This is a genomic window from Parabacteroides sp. APC149_11_2_Y6 (assembly GCF_054506995.1).
In genome coordinates, this window is the sequence record NZ_CP173709.1 from 4,750,666 (window position 1) to 4,768,786 (window position 18,121).

Here is an 18,121-nt window from a genome sequence, read left to right on the forward strand (position 1 = left end):
AAATATGTATCTTTGCACCTGTCTAAATAAACAGGTGCATGGATTTATTCGAAGGATATGTGGGCATTCGTTTGTGGGACGGGCAATTGGTGGATGATGTAATTTTTTCCCTTTTGCTTGTCTTATTAATCGCATTCGCCATCGTCTTCCGTACCCATGTCCAACTATTCATAAAAATGTTGAAAGATGCTGTTTTTGTTAAAGAACGGCAGAATTTATTTGATAAATCATCCGGAAGCGAAAGGTTTATATTTCGCAACTTTATGACGTTCCAGTCTTTATTTTTATGCTCTATAGCCTTATTTACCATTGCGAGATTAGAGGGATTTATCGGATATACCAATGAAAAAGATTTGTTTCTCTCGATAAGTATCATCTTCATTATTCTATTCCTTTTTTACCAATTTAAACAACTTTCCTATTTTCTTCTGGGAACGGTTTTCGCTGAGCCTGAAAAATATAAGCTCTGGAAAACCAGCTACAATGCCATCATAGGAATATGGGGTATCATTTTGTATATTCCTGTTTTATGGCTGGTTTTTGCCGGAACACAGACCTATCTCCCTATACTATTGTTTGGAATCTTCTATATTTTATGTCGTTTTGTAATAATTTATAAGACAATACGTATATTTCACAAGAAAATCACTGGTTTATTATATATAAGTTTGTACCTTTGCACCCAAGAAATTTTACCTCTGGTATTTTTGTACGAAGGTATGGTTTATTTGTATAACTTTATCGAGAGAAGTACTCTATGGCATTGAACATTAAAAAGGTGCTGGTATCACAACCGAAGCCTGCATCCGAAAAATCTCCGTATTTCGATATTGCAGAAAAATATGGAGTGGAGATTGATTTCCGACCGTTTATCAAAGTAGAACCCCTTTCCTCTAAGGAATTCAGACAACAAAGAATTTCAATTTTGGATCATACGGCTGTTATTTTTACGGCACGTACGGCGATTGATCACTTTTTCCATTTGTGCGAAGAACTTCGCATTACTATTCCGGAAACCATGAAATATTTCTGTATGACAGAAGCTATTGCTGTATATTTGCAGAAATATATTGTGTATAGAAAACGTAAAATCTTTTACAGCCAGACCGGAAAAGCAGATGATTTAGTGACAGTCATTGCCAAACATCCGAAAGAGAAATACCTTGTACCTGTATCCGATGTACATAAGGACGATTTGCTTTCCATGCTGGAAGCAAAAAAAATCAATTATGTAAAAGCAATCATGTATCGCACGGTAAGTAACGATTTCGCTAAAGATGAGAAATTCGATTACGATATGCTGGTATTTTTCAGCCCGTCCGGCATTTCATCATTGCTGAAGAATTTCCCTAACTTCAAACAGGAAGAAATCAGAATCGGTTGTTTTGGTCCTACAACAGCGAAAGCTGTTAAAGAAGCCGGGTTGCGCCTGGATATAGAAGCTCCCACACCGGAAGCTCCATCTATGACCGCAGCTCTGGAATTATACCTGAAAAAAGAGATGGGTAGCAATAAAAAGAATGGTAAATAAAAGGTATACCTTTTCAAAACAAGAACGCCTGTCGTGGAAACGTTACATTGACCTGCTATTTGCTAAAGGCCAATCATTTGTAGCGTTTCCACTACGGGTTGTTTATTTTCCGGTAGAAGAAGACTCACTTGCTCCCGTATCCCTGTTAATAAGCGTTCCCAAGAAAAAATTTAAACGTGCCGTAAAACGCAACCTGATAAAGCGACAGGTACGTGAAGCTTACCGGGTACATAAATACGATTTAATAGATCCGTTGACAGAAAAAAAGAAGCAAATGCTGGTTGCATTCCTCTATCTGGATAAGGAAATCCACTCTTTCGCCAGCATAGAGAAAGCAATGGTAAAAGCACTAAATGTTTTACGCGATAAAGAATGATAAAGCGTTTTTTTACTTTTCTTCTATTATTGCCGGTTTATTTCTATAGATATTGTATTTCTCCTATGACTCCGGCTTCATGCAGATATACTCCTACCTGTTCCGAATATGCAGTGCAAGCCTTAAAAAAATATGGTCCGATAAAAGGACTTTATCTGAGTACCAAACGCATTCTTCGTTGCCACCCGTGGGGAGGAAGCGGATACGACCCGGTCCCATAAAATGGCATACTACAATATACATACTCATTATCCAACGACTCACCCTGAAGATATTTCAATCATAAATATACTTATAAGAGAAGGAGAGAGCTACCATCTTGAAGATGGGCAGAACTATTCCGCCGGTATTCATCCCTGGTATATAGATAATATCGGGCAACAGTTGGATGAACTGGAACACCTCTGCACATATCCTAACATAGTAGCCATAGGAGAGGCTGGCTTCGATAAAGTACGGGGAGGAACACCGGATATACAACAGGAAGCATTCCAGATACAAGCCCTTTTAGCAGAAAAAGTAAACAAACCGCTCATTATCCATTGCGTAAAAGCATATGACGAGATTATAAAAAACAAAAAAGCAATCAAGCCACAAGTTCCCTGGATTATTCACGGATTCAGAGGCAATGGAAAACAAGCCGGACAATTGCTACGTCAAGGCTTTTACCTTTCTTTCGGCCAATATTTTAATTCAGAAGCTTTGAAAGTTGCTTATCCGGATTATCTTTTTGCCGAAACAGATGACGCCGATATCGATATCCGTTCCGTTTATCAACAAATAACAAAAAATCTACTATCTCCGATTGAGGAAACCCTATCTTCACTCACTCTAAATATAAAAAGGGTATTTCCCGGTTTATAACTATGATTTTGGAAAATCATAGTTATCATTTACTCAAATCATTACTATGAATACCCAATCTTTCTATTTTCAATTATAAAGTCGTACCTTTGCCCGTATTCAATTAATACTATAAATTAAAACGATGAATTTTGTTGAAGAACTAAGATGGAGGGGCATGATTCATGATATGATGCCCGGGACAGAAGAACAATTGCAAAAAGAAATGACTTCTGCTTACGTAGGTATCGACCCGACAGCCGATTCACTACACATTGGTCACCTTGTATCGGTTATGATGCTGAAGCATTTCCAACGCGCCGGACACCGTCCTATATCCTTGGTCGGCGGGGCCACTGGTATGATCGGAGACCCTTCAATGAAGTCCGCAGAACGTAACTTGCTGGACGAAGCAACGCTTCGCCATAACCAGGAAAGTATTAAAAAGCAGCTTTCCAAATTTCTGGATTTTGATTCGGATGCTCCCAATGCCGCCAAGTTGGTAAACAACTATGACTGGATGAAGGAATATTCTTTCCTGAATTTTATCCGTGATATCGGTAAACACCTCACAGTAAACTATATGATGGCTAAGGATTCCGTAAAAAAACGCCTTAGTTCCGAATCAAGCGTAGGTATGTCCTTCACCGAATTTTCTTATCAATTATTACAAGGATACGATTACCTGTATCTGTATGAACATGAAGGATGCCGTTTGCAAATGGGTGGTTCAGACCAATGGGGTAACATTACAACAGGTACAGAACTAATCCGCCGCAAACTGGGTGGTGAAGCCTATGCACTGACTTGCCCTCTAATTACTAAGGCTGATGGCGGTAAATTCGGTAAAACCGAATCCGGCAACGTATGGTTAGACCGCAGGTATACTTCCCCTTACAAATTCTATCAGTTCTGGTTGAATGTAAGCGATGCTGATGCGGCAAGATACATCAAAATATTTACAGACCTTTGTAAAGAAGAAATCGAAGCATTGATTCAGGAACAGGAAGCTGCGCCTCATCTCCGCCCGTTACAAAAACGTCTGGCTAAAGAAATAACAGTGATGGTTCACTCTATTGAAGATTATGAAGCAGCTGTTGAGGCTTCCAATATTCTTTTCGGCAACTCAACTTCCGATGCATTGAAACATTTGGATGAAGAAACCTTATTGGATGTATTTAAAGGTGTACCCCAATTTGAAATCAGCCGTGACGAACTGGGGGCGGGAGTTAAAGCCATTGACCTGTTCACTGAAAAAGCTGCTATTTTCTCATCCAAAGGAGAAATGCGTAAGTTGGTTCAAAGCGGTGGCATTAGTTTGAATAAAGAGAAACTTACGGACCAGGATATGATAATCGACAGCAAATCACTGTTGGATAACAAATATTTACTGGTACAAAGAGGTAAGAAAAATTACTATCTGTTGATAGCTAAGTAATAAAAGCATTCAAAAAATTTGCAAGGTAAGATTTTATTCTTACCTTTGCATCGCTTTAAATAAAGCGCCGGATTGTCTCATGGTGTAATGGTAGCACTACAGTTTTTGGTTCTGTCTGTCGAGGTTCGAATCCTCGTGAGACAACTCACAATCCAAAGAGATGTCAAAATTGACATCTCTTTTTTTTATTATATAATCACACATTGGTGGATATAAGCAATTAGAGGGTACTATTTCTTAATAAACCATAAATACGAATTTATTCAATCTACTTCTTTAGGCATACTTCACCCTTTTTTTCTCTTCATCATAAAATAGATATTTACACCGCATCCATTGGAAGAAACAATTAATATACAATCTCTATTTAAACAGATTGCGAATGATGACCCAAGGGCATTCCAACTGTTTTTTGATTATACCTATATGAAATTGTATCGATACACAAGCTATTTTCTGGTGGAGAAAGGAGTGTGTAAAGATGTAATTTCTGATGTTTACTTGTATTTGTGGCAAAATCGAAAACAATTACCAGAAATACAAAATTATGAGAACTATCTGTTTATCTGTGCCCGCAATCATGCTCTTAAATATAAGAGTGAGAGTGATAAGTACCAGAAAATACGGTTGGAAGATGCCGATTTAGGAGGGCTGTCCGAGAAATCAACACCGGAACAAGAGATCTTGAACAATGAATTAAAGAAAATCATTGAATTAGCGATAAACTCTTTGCCTGAAAAGTGCCGTTTAATCTTCTTTATGGTGAGAGAAGAAAATATGACCTACAAAGAAGCGGCTCAGATCCTTTCAATATCGGCTCGAACAGTACATGCGCAGATGTGCATAGCGATAAAAAAAATAGGAATAGTTATACAGGAGTATCGCACAGGAAAAAAATTAAATGAAATATGAAGGTTAAGGTTGAAAAAGAATGGCAAAAACTGGCAAGTCTATTAAACCGGGAAAACGATGATCTTCCATCTGATGTGTTAGATGAGCTGGATGAGAAGAAAAAAGTGATTTTCGGGATAATAGATCATATCTCGCTTGACTGTGATTATCGACATGCCTCGGAAATAAAAGAAGGTGTGCGGGAGGAGCTATATCATAAGATGTTTGAGGATAAGGGAAATAAACAGAGCTCCAGAAAAAATATATATCTGTTTTTGTCTATAGCGGCCAGTATCACTTTATTGATAGGCTTCTTTCTCTTTGAATCGGTAAAACCTCGGCCTGAGGTAAAAGAGGAATGGATTGTTTTTAATTCTCAAAATGGCATATCTGAAGTGGTATTGCCGGATAGTTCTGTAGTTACCCTTAATCATGGGAGCAAGCTTTCTTATTCTACGAATTATGATAAAAGTTCCCGTGATGTGAAACTGGAAGGAGAGGCTTGTTTTCAGGTCGCACATAATGAGCACGTCCCATTTATTGTCAAAATAAGGCAAATAGATATCAAGGTATTGGGGACCGTTTTTAATGTATCGGCTTATGGAGAGGAAGAAGAGGTAGTGACAAGCTTGATATCCGGCTCTGTCGAGATAAAGAATAATATGGATAATAAACATTATCACCTTATGCCTAATACCTCTGCTGTATATGATAAGAATACGAAGGATATCCAGTTAGAGCCATTCGAAAAGGAATATGCCATAGGATGGACCGAGGGAAAATTGTTTTTTAAGAAGAAATCGTTCGGTAATATTTGTAAGAGCTTGGAAAGAAAGTTCAATTGTAAAATCACTATTGAGAAGGCTGGTTTGGAACGTAAGATATTTACCGGTAAATTTATTAATAATGAGACGCTTCCGCAAATCTTCAATATAATACGGATTAATGTGCCTTTCCAATATACGATAGTTGATAATCAAGTAACGATTTATTAAAAGAATACGATTCAATGAATAGCATGAAAACACATTCTCTATTTTTTCTTTTATTCTGTTGGGGGATTTGTCATTCCATGGTTGCTCAAAAAAGGCAAGTTGCCGATGGGTATCCGATCGCTAACTTTGCGTTAACCGTTAATGCATCGGTATCCGGAGATTTTTTCGGACAGATTATGCAGAATCCCGGGACGTTAGGAGATTGGTTAACTAACAGAGGTGCCGTAATATTCTCGATCGAGAAGGATGGTAAACGACAATTATTTTCAGAATTTTCTAAAAAGAATATCATAAGGGAATTTCCGTTTGTAAAGAACGACTATAAAGGATCGTCCCTCACAAAAGTGACTTTTACTACAGAGGCTTTTTGCCCATTGGGAGTTAATGATGCCGAAACTTCCGCTCTTCCTGTTTTGATGTTAGAGATTTGCTGTTCTAACCCGACTTCTAAAGAAGAGCATTTTACACTGGTCGCTCAACCGGACGAGAATTTAGCGAAAGATATGAGCGCCTGTGAGCATGATGGATATACGGGCATTAGCAACAAGGATAATTGCCAAATTACGACTGATCAAACCGAAACTCTGTGGGCTGGGCAAACACTTTCTATCCCGGTTTCATTGCAGGCTGGCGAGAAAAAGAAAATCAAAGTCTTATTTACTTTCCGGGATGAGAACTGGATCAGTAGTATTAATTTCCGGACACTTGATGATCTTTCGACCTATGCATACAAGATGTGGCCGGCTTTTAAAGATAAAACAACAGCTTTTGGTTTAGCGATCCCCAAAACAGGTGATAAAGAATTGGATACTTACGTGCGATGGTATATGATTCCTGGTATATCACTTACCAAATGGACAAAAAAAGGGGAACTTGTTACGATGGGGTATTGTGAGTTAAATCAACGCGATAGCTATTGGACCAGTTGGCTGCATTTGGTGTTTTATAAAGATTTGGAGAGAAAGATGATCGAGGAAAGTATCGAGTGGCAACAACCGTCCGGGAAAATTCCGACTACGATCCTTCCTCTAATTGAACGGGAGGATGATTTGGATATCAATGCTTTCTTTATTTTGCGTATTGCCAGATTTTACCGGTATTATCATAATAAACAAGACTTGACCAAATACTGGCCGGCTATGAAAAATGCTATGAATTGGTTGATTTATAGAGATACGGATAAGATCGGACTTCCGGCTCAGGTTTCTTTTTGGGGAGATTGGAAAGATGTGAAAGGGGTCGAGGGAAGAAAATATTCTCCTTTTACCTGTTTGATTTATTTGTCTGCCTTAAAGGAAATGGTTTATTTGGCGGAAGAGTGTGGTGATCAAACGGGAGGTAACTATTACCGAGCTGCCTATCAAAAGGGATATGAGACAGTGAATAAAGATGTAAAAGAAGGCGGCTTGTGGAATGGAAGCTATTATTGCCAGATATGGAAAGATGGCAGTGTAAATGATAAGATCTTACAAGATCAAACGATCGGTATCTTATTTGATGTTGTTCCCCGGGAACGGGCTTTGAAAATCATAGAGACATTAAATACGAAAAGTATGACACCTTATGGAGTTGCCGAGACTTTTCCTTATTATGATGACAGTTTTGGCTATCCTTCGGCTACCTATCACAATGGAGGCGTATGGCCGTGGGTCAGTTTTATGGATTGTTGGGCACGTATTAATATGGGGCGGCAAGAGGAAGCTATAAATATTATCAAGAAGGTAGGACGTGCAGATTTAGTAAATTCTGGGGATTGGTCACCTAATGAACATATAAACAGCCTGACTGGAGAGAATTTAGGTTATCATATCCAAGGCTGGAATACGGGGTTGTTTGGCTTAGTCTATTTCGGTTTGGTTAATATAGGGATTATGCATTAATTTTTTTATTTTCTTTTAGGCGTATCAAATTCTTTTTGTCTCTTTACTATGAAGGAGATAACAATATTCTGAGTGACCTTAAATAGAAAGATCCGGATCTAATATTAAATAAGTCAATGAGAGGAATGGAATTATCGAAAACTTAATTAATAAATTAAATCACTACAAATGAAAAAACATTTCTTCAAAGTATTCATGCTAAGTTTAGGGTTAACTGTGGCAACGTCGATGTTTGCTGCCAGTTATATGGACACGGCTGCAATCAACCTCAATTTGCGAAACGTAACGATTGAACAGGCATTTAGGGCGATTGAGGAGCAAAGTGAATTTTCTTTCTTTTATAATGAAGAGGAAGTAAACTCGGATCAAAGGATTAGCATTCATGTTAAGGATAAGGGAATTACGGAGGTGTTAAACCAATTATTAAATCGTAATGATATCGCTTATAAGATAACGGACCGGCATATTGTCCTCTACCGAAAAACGAATAAGGAAGAAACAAATCAGTCTTCCCAGACTTCACAAAAACGTATTACGGTCAAAGGTGTCGTGACAGATGAAAATGGCTTGCCGATTATCGGGGTAACTATCATTACCGCTTCTAAAAATGGTACGACTACCGATATGGATGGTAATTATACTTTAGAGGCAACGGAAGGTGAATTAATAACATTCTCCTATATCGGATACTCGAAGCAATCGGTGGAGGCTAAATCACTATTGAATATCCAATTGAAGCCAACTTCCATCGGTTTGGATGAGGTAACGGTTGTCGCTATCGGTTATGGTGTTTCCCGTAAGGCGGATTTAACAGGCGCTATCACTTCTGTTTCAGCCAAGGATTTTAAACAAGGCGTGATTTCTTCTGCGGAACAGTTGCTACAAGGTAAAGTCGCAGGTTTAATCGTCTCACAAGGTGGCGGTGACCCGACAAAAAGTTCTTCCATGCGTTTACGCGGAGGTACCTCTTTGTCTGCCAGTAATGCGCCGTTGGTTGTGGTTGATGGTATTCCCGGAGTTGACCTTAGTACGGTTCAACCCAATGAAATCCTGTCTATGGATGTACTGAAAGATGCATCAGCCACAGCTATTTATGGTTCGCGTGGAGCAAATGGTGTGATTATCGTCACGACCAATCGAGAGAAGAAAGGACGCAGTATCGAATACAATGGATATGTAGCGATAGGAAAGAGCGCTAATAACTTGGATGTATTGACAGCTGGAGAATGGCGTCAATACGTAAGTGACCATAATTTGACCGATGCCGTGGATTATGGTGCCGATACTGATTGGCAAAAAGCGATCCAACAAACGGCTATCTCTCATTCTCATACACTTTCGTTCTCCTCCGGTGGAGAAAATAATGGACTACGTGCGTCCGTGAATTATTTAAGGAACGAGGGTATCATTAAGTTTAGCGATTTGGATCGTATGAGCGCAAGTTTGACCGCTTATCAATATGGACTTAATAACCGGTTGAAAGTTGAGTTGAGCTTACAGGCAAATGCAGATAAGCGGCACAATGTGGATAAGGGCATTTATAGTACGATTTATAATATGAACCCGACAGCCCCCATTTATGATGAAAATGGAAATTATTTGGAGCAGATCGGTGGACGATTGACTGAAAATAATCCGGTAGAGACCCATACGGAACGAAATGATGAGACAGCCCGTAAACATTTACTCGGTTACGGTAAGGTGGAACTATCCATTATTGACGGACTGAAAGCGACCACCAATTTGTCTTATGAGTATAACTCAAATCAAGATTATTACTACCGTCCATCTTACGTTTATAAAGTTACGGATGGTGGATACGCTAAGAGATATAACGAGGAATATACGAATAAGCAATTAGAGGTTTTCTTAAACTACGACAAGACATTCAATAAAAAACATCGTGTAGGAGCTATGGCCGGTTATTCTTATCTGGATTATTCGTTCGAGACCCTGAAAGCCGAAAGACGGAAATTCGATACGGATGATTTTTTATGGAACAATATGGGAGCAGGCCAAGATAACCGATTGGAAGACGTGGCATCTTCCAAAAGCCAAGCGAAATTAATCTCATTCTTTGCTCGTGCTAATTATACGTTGAAAGACCGGTATATGCTTACGGCTACGATTCGTCGTGACGGTTCCTCACGCTTCGGTACAAATCATAAATGGGGGACATTCCCATCCGTATCGGCAGCTTGGCGTGTTTCGGAGGAAGCTTTTATGGAGGATTTACAGAGTTGGGTCGCTAATTTGAAGTTACGTGCCGGTTACGGTGTGACTGGTAATCAATCCGGGATCGGAGAATATAAATCAGCTATGCTGATGGGTACGGGAGGCGGTGCCTATTTCGATAGTGAAAGTAATTCTTGGAAACAATCGTATGGGGTTACTCAGAACCCGAATCCGGACCTGAAATGGGAGTCTACCGCCCAAACGAATGTGGGTATCGATATGTTCTTGTTCAATCGCTTAAACTTGACATTCGATTGGTATTTGAAAAAGACGAGTGATTTATTATATACGTATCAAGTTCCCAATCCTCCTTATTTGTATTCTAACATTTTGGCGAATGTCGGTGATTTGACCAATAAGGGTATAGAGTTGACTTTGGGGGCAAACCTTATCAATCACAAGGATTTCACCTGGGATGCCAATTTGACGTTGGCGCATAACAAACAGACAATTGATAAACTGTCCAACCAAGTTTATCAAACCGATCGTATATTAAGTGGCTCGCTGCAAGGTATTTTAGGTATGTCTAATCGTTATTCGCAGGTTATAGAGGAAGGTTATCCGGTAGGAACATTTTATGGTCCTCATTGCGAAGGCATTGTAGATGGTAAATTCGTATTGGCAAATGACGGAGAAGACGAGATCCTGGGTAACGCCCAACCTAAACTAACAATGGGCTTATCATTTAATTTTACGTATAGGGATTTTGATCTGGGTATCTCCGGTTATGGTATGTATGGTCAAAAGGTACTGAACGTAGCGGGAATGGAAAGAGGCTATACGGCCCATATGCCAAATTATAATATCACTTCCTCTTTCGCTAAAAGCGGTATCTCTAATGAGAATATGCCGGTTTACTCTGATTACTGGTTGGAAAATGGTTCGTTCTTCCGTTTGCAAAGCGTAACCTTGGGGTATACGCTTCCTGCTCGTCTCTTGAAGAATTTTGGGGTTAACCGTTTACGTTTCTATGCAACCGGTGAGAATTTGTTTGTATTAACAGGTTACACAGGGATAGATCCGGAAGTTAGTACTGCGGATTTAAAAGAAGTCGGGCTGGATAAAGGTAATATTTATCCGATGCCAAGGACATTTTCTATCGGCCTTAATCTATCATTCTAATCATTTATAAAAAACAACAGGAGAATTATGAAAATACAATCAATATTAGCGGCAGGGTTACTTATGATGTTTGGCTCGTGTACCGATTTGTCCGAGAATCTGTATGATAAGATAAATGCGAATGAATATGGGCAAACCGATTCGGAAATAGCTTCCATCATGGGGCGTGCATATGCTTCCCTTCGAGGAGGCAGTTTTGATGGTGCAAATGGATATGCCTTTTCAGAGTATATCTATTTTATTTCGGCGATTAGCTCGGATGAGGCGGTACTTCCGGCTCGAAATGGGGGAGCAGATTGGTATGATGGCGGAAGATATGTCCAGTTAAAACGCCACGAGTGGGATAACCAGAACGTGACTATCACGGGAGCGTGGAGATATTGTTATAATGGAATCTCAACGGTTAATGCTATTATCTCACAGGTAGAAGGATCTTCTTTAAAGGATGAACAGAAAAATAAGATGTTTGCTGAATTACGGGCTATACGTGCTTATTACTATTACCGTTTGATCGATTGGTTCGGAAATGTACCGTTGATTACGGACTATAAGGATCTGACATTACCGACGAACTCAACGAGAGCCGAGATTTTTGATTTCACGGAGAAAGAATTGTTAGCTATTATTGACCAATTGCCTGAATCCGGCTATGGTAAAATGACTAAGAATGCCGGGTATTGTTTATTGGCTCGTCTGTATTTGAATGCCGAGGTATTTTCTGGAAAATCCCGTTGGGAGGATTGCCTTAAAGCTTGTCAGCAGATATCCGGTTCATTGGAAACGAATTATTTTACTAATTTCCTGACAGAAAATGAAGTTTCTAAGGAAATTTTATTGGCTATACCTTATGATCATAAGATGGGTACGAGTGGCAATTTCCTGAATTGGGCTTTAACGCATAATGAGCAAAGATGGGCAATCTCACCAACCGGAGCTTTTGAGGGAGGTGGTAATAGTATTGTAGCTCAACCCGGATTATACCATAGTTTCGATGAGAAAGACATACGCCGTAATACCATGTTGATTGGTGATCAGATCGATCTGCGTACCGGGGAAGTCATTGATAAGGATCCGAATCAGGAGGGACTTCAACCATTGAGTTTTACGGATGAGATTGGTGATATCATGGACGCAAAAGATTATGAGGGAGTACATTGGTGTAAATATGAGCAAAAAGACGGCGAGGAGTGGGAACGTGATCATGATTTGGTTGTGATGCGTTATGCAGAGGTATTATTGATGCAAGCGGAATGTTATGTGCGCTTGAATCAGCCGGAAAAGGCACGTCCTTTCTTAGAACAAATACGTTCCCGTGCCGGTCTTACCGGAACTCCGGAAACAATAACTTTGCAAACAATTGAGGATGAGTTGAAAAAAGAGTTTGTTTTTGAGGATCACCGTCGTACGGATATGATACGCTTCGGGACTTTCTTCTCCGGAACTTGGTGGGAGAAAAATAAAATAACTCCTGCCTATAAAGGTATATTTCCTATTCCAGCATTAGAAATGCAGAAAAATAATAAATTGCAACAAAATCCGGGATATTGATTCATTTATAGCCTTAAATAAGACTATCTGTAAAAGGCCGTAAGGATAAAGTACTGTACTTTCAGAACTATTCACTAATTAAGAAACAGGTCAAAAAAATTAGGAAGTTCTCATGAGGCAACTCAACAATCCGGAGAGAACCGTTTATTATCAACAAAATAGTAAACGGTTTTTTTGTAATTAATAAAAAAGCCCTCTCCGGGCTTTTTTATTTCAACAGTACTGATTAGTAATTCTGCTTCATAGGTTCGAAGAAAGCCTGTGGATGTTCGCATGCCGGACATTTCTGAGGAGCTTTTTTGCCTTCAAATACATAACCGCAGTTACGACATTGCCAAAGAATCGCTTCATCTTTCTCAAATACCTTTCCAGCTTCCATGTTAGCCAGTAATTTACGGTAACGTCTTTCATGTTCAGCTTCTACAGTAGCGATCATTTTGAAAGCAACGGCAATCTGCTTGAAACCTTCTTCTTCAGCAACCTTAGCAAACTCAGGGTAAAGGTCTGCCCATTCTTCATTTTCGCCATCAGCAGCAGCAGCAAGATTCTGCATTGTATTTCCAATTACACCTGCAGGATAAGAAGCTGTAATTTCAACCATTCCACCTTCCAGGAATTTAAAGAAACGCTTAGCATGTTCTTTTTCCTGTTCGGCTGTTTCCATAAACACACCGGCAATTTGTTCATAACCTTCTTTTTTAGCCTGGCTTGCAAAGAATGTGTAACGGCTTCTTGCCTGGGATTCACCGGCAAATGATTTCAGCAGATTCTGCTCGGTACGTGTACCTTTAATACTTTTTTCCATAATGCTAATTATTGTAGTATATAAAATGTGTTCCTGTTATTACCCTAGTAAGCGAGTCAAAGGTATAAAATTGTTTTTGAGAATGATAATCAGGTATTATAAAATATTTCAATGTTCACATAAAAATGATTTATAAATATTTACCGTTTGGATTGCATCCAAAATCATATAAATCATGTATTATCCAGCCATGCCATAGTCTTAAAAAGAAGAATACAAACATAAGAATAGCAGCTTATTTATATTTGTTGTATCTTTGTGACGTTTTTTTAAATAAATTCCAAACATATAATGAATAACAAGATTGATTTTCAACCCAAATTGTTACAGGCGTTGAAAAACTATTCCAAAGAACGGTTCATGACCGATCTTATGGCAGGTATCATCGTTGGTATTGTTGCCCTTCCACTTGCGATCGCATTTGGTATTGCTTCCGGGGTAAGTCCGGAAAAAGGATTAATTACAGCTATTCTCGGAGGTTTTATTGTTTCGCTGCTGGGTGGCAGCAGTGTACAGATAGGAGGTCCCACAGGAGCCTTCATCGTTATTGTATACGGCATTATCCAAACTTTCGGGATCGAAGGATTAGCCATAGCCACTGTAGTTGCAGGTATTATACTTGTTATTATGGGGATATTAAAACTAGGAACGGTTATCAAATTCATACCTTATCCGATTGTCGTCGGTTTTACCAGTGGTATAGCCCTCACCATTTTTACCACACAAATGAAAGATTTATTCGGACTGACAATGGATAAAGTTCCGGCAGACTTTATATCCAAATGGATTGCTTATTTCCAACATGGCCACACAATTAATATAGGGTCGTTAGCAATAGGTTTGGCAAGCATTGTAATAATTGCAATAGCTCCCAAATTTTCCAAAAAGATACCAGGTTCCTTAATTGCCATTATCCTAATGACAGTTATTGTCTATGTGCTACGCAACTATGCAGGAATAACCGGGATCGAAACAATTGGAGATCGGTTTACAATCAATGCCTCCCTTCCAAATCCGGCTCCTATCACTTTTAATATGGAGACAATCAATTTGCTTCTGCCTTCGGCATTTACCATTGCCATGTTGGGAGCTATCGAATCATTGTTATCCGCTACGGTTGCAGACGGTGTAACAGGAGATAAGCATAATTCAAATACGGAATTAATTGCTCAAGGTGCCGCAAATATTGTCGTTCCTATCTTTGGAGGGATTCCGGTAACCGGGGCCATAGCCCGTACAATGACAAATATAAATAATGGAGGCCAAACACCTGTAGCCGGCATTATCCATGCAATTGTATTACTTTTAATCCTGCTGTTCCTCGGTCCGCTTACTAAACACATTCCTATGGCTTGCCTGGCAGGTGTTTTGATTATCGTATCTTATAATATGAGTGAATGGAGAACTTTCCGCTCATTGATGAAAAATCCGAAAAGCGATGTATCTGTATTATTGGTAACATTTTTCCTGACCGTTATCTTCGACTTAACCATAGCAATAGAAGTAGGATTACTCATAGCCATGTTCCTGTTCATGAAACGTGTGGCAGAAACGACTCATGTTTCCGTTGTAAAAAATAAAATAGACCTTTCCGATGAAGGCGAGATACACCATGACGAAGAAGTCCTTACTCTTCCTAAAGATGTGGAAGTATATGAGATAGACGGTCCTTTCTTCTTCGGTATAGCCAATAAATTCGACGGAGTGATGAAAAGTCTTTCCGATAAACCGAAAGTACGTATCATCCGCATGCGTAAAGTCCCTTTTATGGATTCTACCGGACTTCATAACCTGGAGAGTCTCTATCGTCTTTCAGAAGCAGAAAAAATCCATTTGGTTTTGTCAGGTGTAAATGAGACTGTGAGAAACATATTAGTGAAATCCGGCTTTGAAAAAAAGATTGGAGCTGATAATATTTGCAGTAACATCCATGAAGCAATCGAAATTGCCCGGAAGGTAGTTTCCAAACAATAAAAATTTTACATAAAATATTTTCAGGCACGGATTAGACGAATCTCAGATTATGTCTAATCCGTGCCTGAATCTTTTTTTATTTTGTTTTACTAAAAAGATATTTAACTAACTCAAAAAAACTATCCAAACAAGTAACTGATTAGTATTTTAAAAATTTAAATTGTATGTTTGCGGGTATATCTAACTTGCAGTATATCTATATATTATAATAACTTAAACTGATGTAAACAAATGAAAAAAGTAGCAATGTTTTCACTTATGGCTATTTTGGCTATATCCTGCCAAAAAGAGCCGGACATGTCTAAGCTGGACAACGATTTCATGGTTTATACGAACTATGACAAAGATGTAAACTTTAACAAGTTTAGTACCTATTATCTTCCGGATAGTATTGCCATACCGGGAAGTGACATGAAAGCAAAATACTGGACTGATGAAAATGCAAAAAAAATTATCAGTAATGTAGAAGAAGAAATGAGTAGCCGCGGATACCAAAGAATCAAAGAAAAGGACAAGGCAAATCTCGGTTTACAGCTTTCTTATGCAGAAAAAACAGTACGTGTACAAGGTTATCCTTACTTCGGTTGGGGATATAACTATTGGGGAGCTTTCTGGAACGGCTGGTATTATCCATTCCCTGTTGCTTACAGTTATAATACCGGAACTATGATTATCGACTTGGTTAATCTGACCAGTACAGAAAAAGAACTTCCGGTTATATGGCACGCTAATATGTCCGGATTATTGTACAGTAATTCAAAAATGAACATGCAATTAACTCTGCGTGCCATCGAACAAGCATTTACCCAATCACCAATTATCAAAAAGTAACCAGGAGGAACGATTATGAAAAAGATAAAGACTAAATCATTAAAAAAAATAATATTGTTTGCTGTTCTATTATGTGCTTTTCCTTTATTGGGACATGCACAAGATTTTATAGATAGATGGCATTTTAATATAGACTGGCAGGTAAATATTCCTGTAAACACCAGTTTTGCTGATAAGGCAAGTGGCTGGGGAGCCAATTTTGAAGGTGGGTATGAAGTTCTTCCGAACTGGTCGGTAGGTGCTTTTATTAATTACCACTCAAACCACCGGTATATTCCACGGACGACTTTACATATTTCCGAGACGCAAACATTGAATACCGATTTACAACAATCTACTTTCCAATTACCGTTCGGTCTTTCTACCCGCTATTGGACACCGCTTAAGAGTAATCATTTCAAACCTTATATAGGATTGAAGCTGGGTACCATGTACAGTGAAAGCTCTGCATATACAAGCTTAGTACGTGTATATGACAATCCCTGGGGGTTTTATATATCTCCGGAAATAGGTATCAATATCCGGCCTGTCGCTTTTAAACGGTTAGGATTCCATGCTGCATTCTATTATAACTATGCAACGAATAAAAGCAAGGTACTTTCTTACTCGGTAGACGGATTGAATAACTTAGGATTCCGTTTCGGAGTATGTTTCTAGAAAAATGTAGAACATTTTTCAGGTGACAATTGATAGGTGACAGTTGACAGTTAAGTTTCGCGTCCGGTATGCCAACCGAATGAAAACCGGAATAACTGCCAACTGTCACCTATTTCCAATTTATTCATCAAGCTGATACTGTGACGTCGAACCCTTCTTTTCTGGCTTTATCGGCTATTGCTTCGAGTTCTTCTTTTGTTACTTTACGGAGATTCTTTACAGGAGTTTCCCTGTCTATCGTATAAATCATTACTTGCTTGGGATTTATTTTCTTCAGGGTATCCAACCATCCGGATATTTCTTGTTCAGTGGTATTATCAATGCTTTTACCATCCATTTCACCTTTTAAAAACATTGTCTGTATAATCAGATTACCGTTAAAACGACATAACTGTTCCAACAGTTTGTCATATGTGAAAGAAGGGGAATTAGGTACATTCAATTGCTGTATCCGGCTATCCAGGACAGAATCCAGTTTCAATATATTATCTTCCACTTTATTTAAGGCCTGAAACACATCTTCCCTATGAAGCATTGTTGAATTGGATAATACGGCAATCTTTGCAGAAGGGAAGAAATGGTTACGGGTCGTAATGGTATCTTCTATAATTCCTCCGAATTCCGGATGCATGGTTGGTTCGCCATTACCGGCAAATGTAATTACATCCGGTGTAATACCTTCTGCTTGCATAGTCGATAATTTTCGAATCAAAGCCTCCTTCACCTCTTCACGGGTAGGTAACTTGCTATGGGTACGACGTTCTTCATTCAGACCGCATTCGCAATATATACAGTTAAACGAACATAATTTACCATCTGTAGGCAATAAATTCATACCCAAAGAAACTCCCAGTCTCCGGCTATGTATAGGGCCGAACACTATTTTATCAAAAAGGATTGTAGACATATTATAATTACTTTTTTGTTTTAACAAATTCTGCATATTCTGATGAATGCGAATACAAAACTACAAAAGCTATAAGAATGACAAAGTT

General features: G+C 38.8%; 16 protein-coding genes. 14 read left to right on the forward strand and 2 right to left on the reverse strand.

Features of this window, described 5'->3' with window-relative positions:
- Window positions 1-38: 38 nt before the first annotated feature.
- The 11 genes from ACGE0T_RS19470 (at window position 39) to ACGE0T_RS19520 (ending at window position 12,859) form a co-directional block, all read left to right on the forward strand.
- On the forward strand, window positions 39-767 hold the full coding sequence (locus tag ACGE0T_RS19470) for a DUF4271 domain-containing protein (protein WP_459188228.1): 729 nt from the start codon (window positions 39-41) through the stop codon (window positions 765-767).
- Window positions 764-1,531, forward strand: coding sequence for a uroporphyrinogen-III synthase (locus ACGE0T_RS19475; protein ID WP_459190520.1), 768 nt, complete (start codon window positions 764-766; stop codon window positions 1,529-1,531). Before ACGE0T_RS19470 ends, ACGE0T_RS19475 begins: the two co-directional genes overlap by 4 nt.
- A complete protein-coding gene (gene rnpA / locus ACGE0T_RS19480; RefSeq protein ID WP_459188229.1) occupies window positions 1,521-1,907 on the forward strand; it encodes a ribonuclease P protein component in 387 nt (128 codons plus the stop codon). Before ACGE0T_RS19475 ends, rnpA begins: the two co-directional genes overlap by 11 nt.
- Entirely contained in the window at window positions 1,907-2,128 is a 222-nt protein-coding gene (gene yidD, locus ACGE0T_RS19485) for a membrane protein insertion efficiency factor YidD (protein WP_459190521.1), read from the forward strand. The genes rnpA and yidD overlap by 1 nt, the downstream gene beginning before the upstream one ends.
- 1 nt (window position 2,129) lies before the next feature.
- Window positions 2,130-2,771, forward strand: a complete 642-nt coding sequence (locus ACGE0T_RS19490; RefSeq protein ID WP_459188230.1) for a TatD family hydrolase — start codon at window positions 2,130-2,132, stop codon at window positions 2,769-2,771.
- A gap of 124 nt (window positions 2,772-2,895) precedes the next feature.
- Window positions 2,896-4,188 carry a tyrosine--tRNA ligase gene (gene tyrS / locus ACGE0T_RS19495; RefSeq protein WP_459188231.1) on the forward strand — a complete coding sequence of 431 codons (1,293 nt, stop codon included), beginning with the start codon at window positions 2,896-2,898 and terminating at the stop codon, window positions 4,186-4,188.
- Window positions 4,189-4,524: 336 nt separating this feature from the next.
- Window positions 4,525-5,100: an RNA polymerase sigma-70 factor gene (locus ACGE0T_RS19500; protein ID WP_459188232.1), complete on the forward strand. Its 576-nt coding sequence runs from the start codon at window positions 4,525-4,527 to the stop codon at window positions 5,098-5,100.
- Entirely contained in the window at window positions 5,097-6,074 is a 978-nt protein-coding gene (locus tag ACGE0T_RS19505) for a FecR family protein (protein ID WP_459188233.1), read from the forward strand. The genes ACGE0T_RS19500 and ACGE0T_RS19505 overlap by 4 nt, the downstream gene beginning before the upstream one ends.
- 14 nt (window positions 6,075-6,088) lie before the next feature.
- Complete coding sequence (locus tag ACGE0T_RS19510) at window positions 6,089-7,954, forward strand: GH116 family glycosyl hydrolase (RefSeq protein WP_459188234.1); 1,866 nt, start codon at window positions 6,089-6,091, stop codon at window positions 7,952-7,954.
- A 168-nt stretch (window positions 7,955-8,122) separates the two neighbouring features.
- Entirely contained in the window at window positions 8,123-11,311 is a 3,189-nt protein-coding gene (locus ACGE0T_RS19515) for a TonB-dependent receptor (RefSeq protein WP_459188235.1), read from the forward strand.
- A 27-nt stretch (window positions 11,312-11,338) separates the two neighbouring features.
- Window positions 11,339-12,859, forward strand: coding sequence for a RagB/SusD family nutrient uptake outer membrane protein (locus ACGE0T_RS19520; RefSeq protein WP_459188236.1), 1,521 nt, complete (start codon window positions 11,339-11,341; stop codon window positions 12,857-12,859).
- 226 nt (window positions 12,860-13,085) lie between these two features.
- Here the strand turns inward: ACGE0T_RS19520 and rbr are convergent, their stop codons facing one another.
- Entirely contained in the window at window positions 13,086-13,664 is a 579-nt protein-coding gene (gene rbr, locus ACGE0T_RS19525) for a rubrerythrin (RefSeq protein ID WP_459188237.1), read from the reverse strand.
- Window positions 13,665-13,955: 291 nt separating this feature from the next.
- Here rbr and ACGE0T_RS19530 point away from each other — a divergent pair, with 291 nt between their 5' ends.
- From ACGE0T_RS19530 to ACGE0T_RS19540, 3 genes are all read left to right on the forward strand, one after another.
- Window positions 13,956-15,638 carry a SulP family inorganic anion transporter gene (locus tag ACGE0T_RS19530; protein WP_459188238.1) on the forward strand — a complete coding sequence of 561 codons (1,683 nt, stop codon included), beginning with the start codon at window positions 13,956-13,958 and terminating at the stop codon, window positions 15,636-15,638.
- A 231-nt stretch (window positions 15,639-15,869) separates the two neighbouring features.
- Window positions 15,870-16,469, forward strand: coding sequence for a DUF4136 domain-containing protein (locus ACGE0T_RS19535; RefSeq protein ID WP_459188239.1), 600 nt, complete (start codon window positions 15,870-15,872; stop codon window positions 16,467-16,469).
- Window positions 16,470-16,484: 15 nt separating this feature from the next.
- On the forward strand, window positions 16,485-17,126 hold the full coding sequence (locus ACGE0T_RS19540) for an outer membrane beta-barrel protein (protein WP_459188240.1): 642 nt from the start codon (window positions 16,485-16,487) through the stop codon (window positions 17,124-17,126).
- A gap of 127 nt (window positions 17,127-17,253) precedes the next feature.
- Here the strand turns inward: ACGE0T_RS19540 and ACGE0T_RS19545 are convergent, their stop codons facing one another.
- A complete protein-coding gene (locus ACGE0T_RS19545; protein ID WP_459188241.1) occupies window positions 17,254-18,033 on the reverse strand; it encodes a radical SAM protein in 780 nt (259 codons plus the stop codon).
- Window positions 18,034-18,121: the final 88 nt, after the last annotated feature.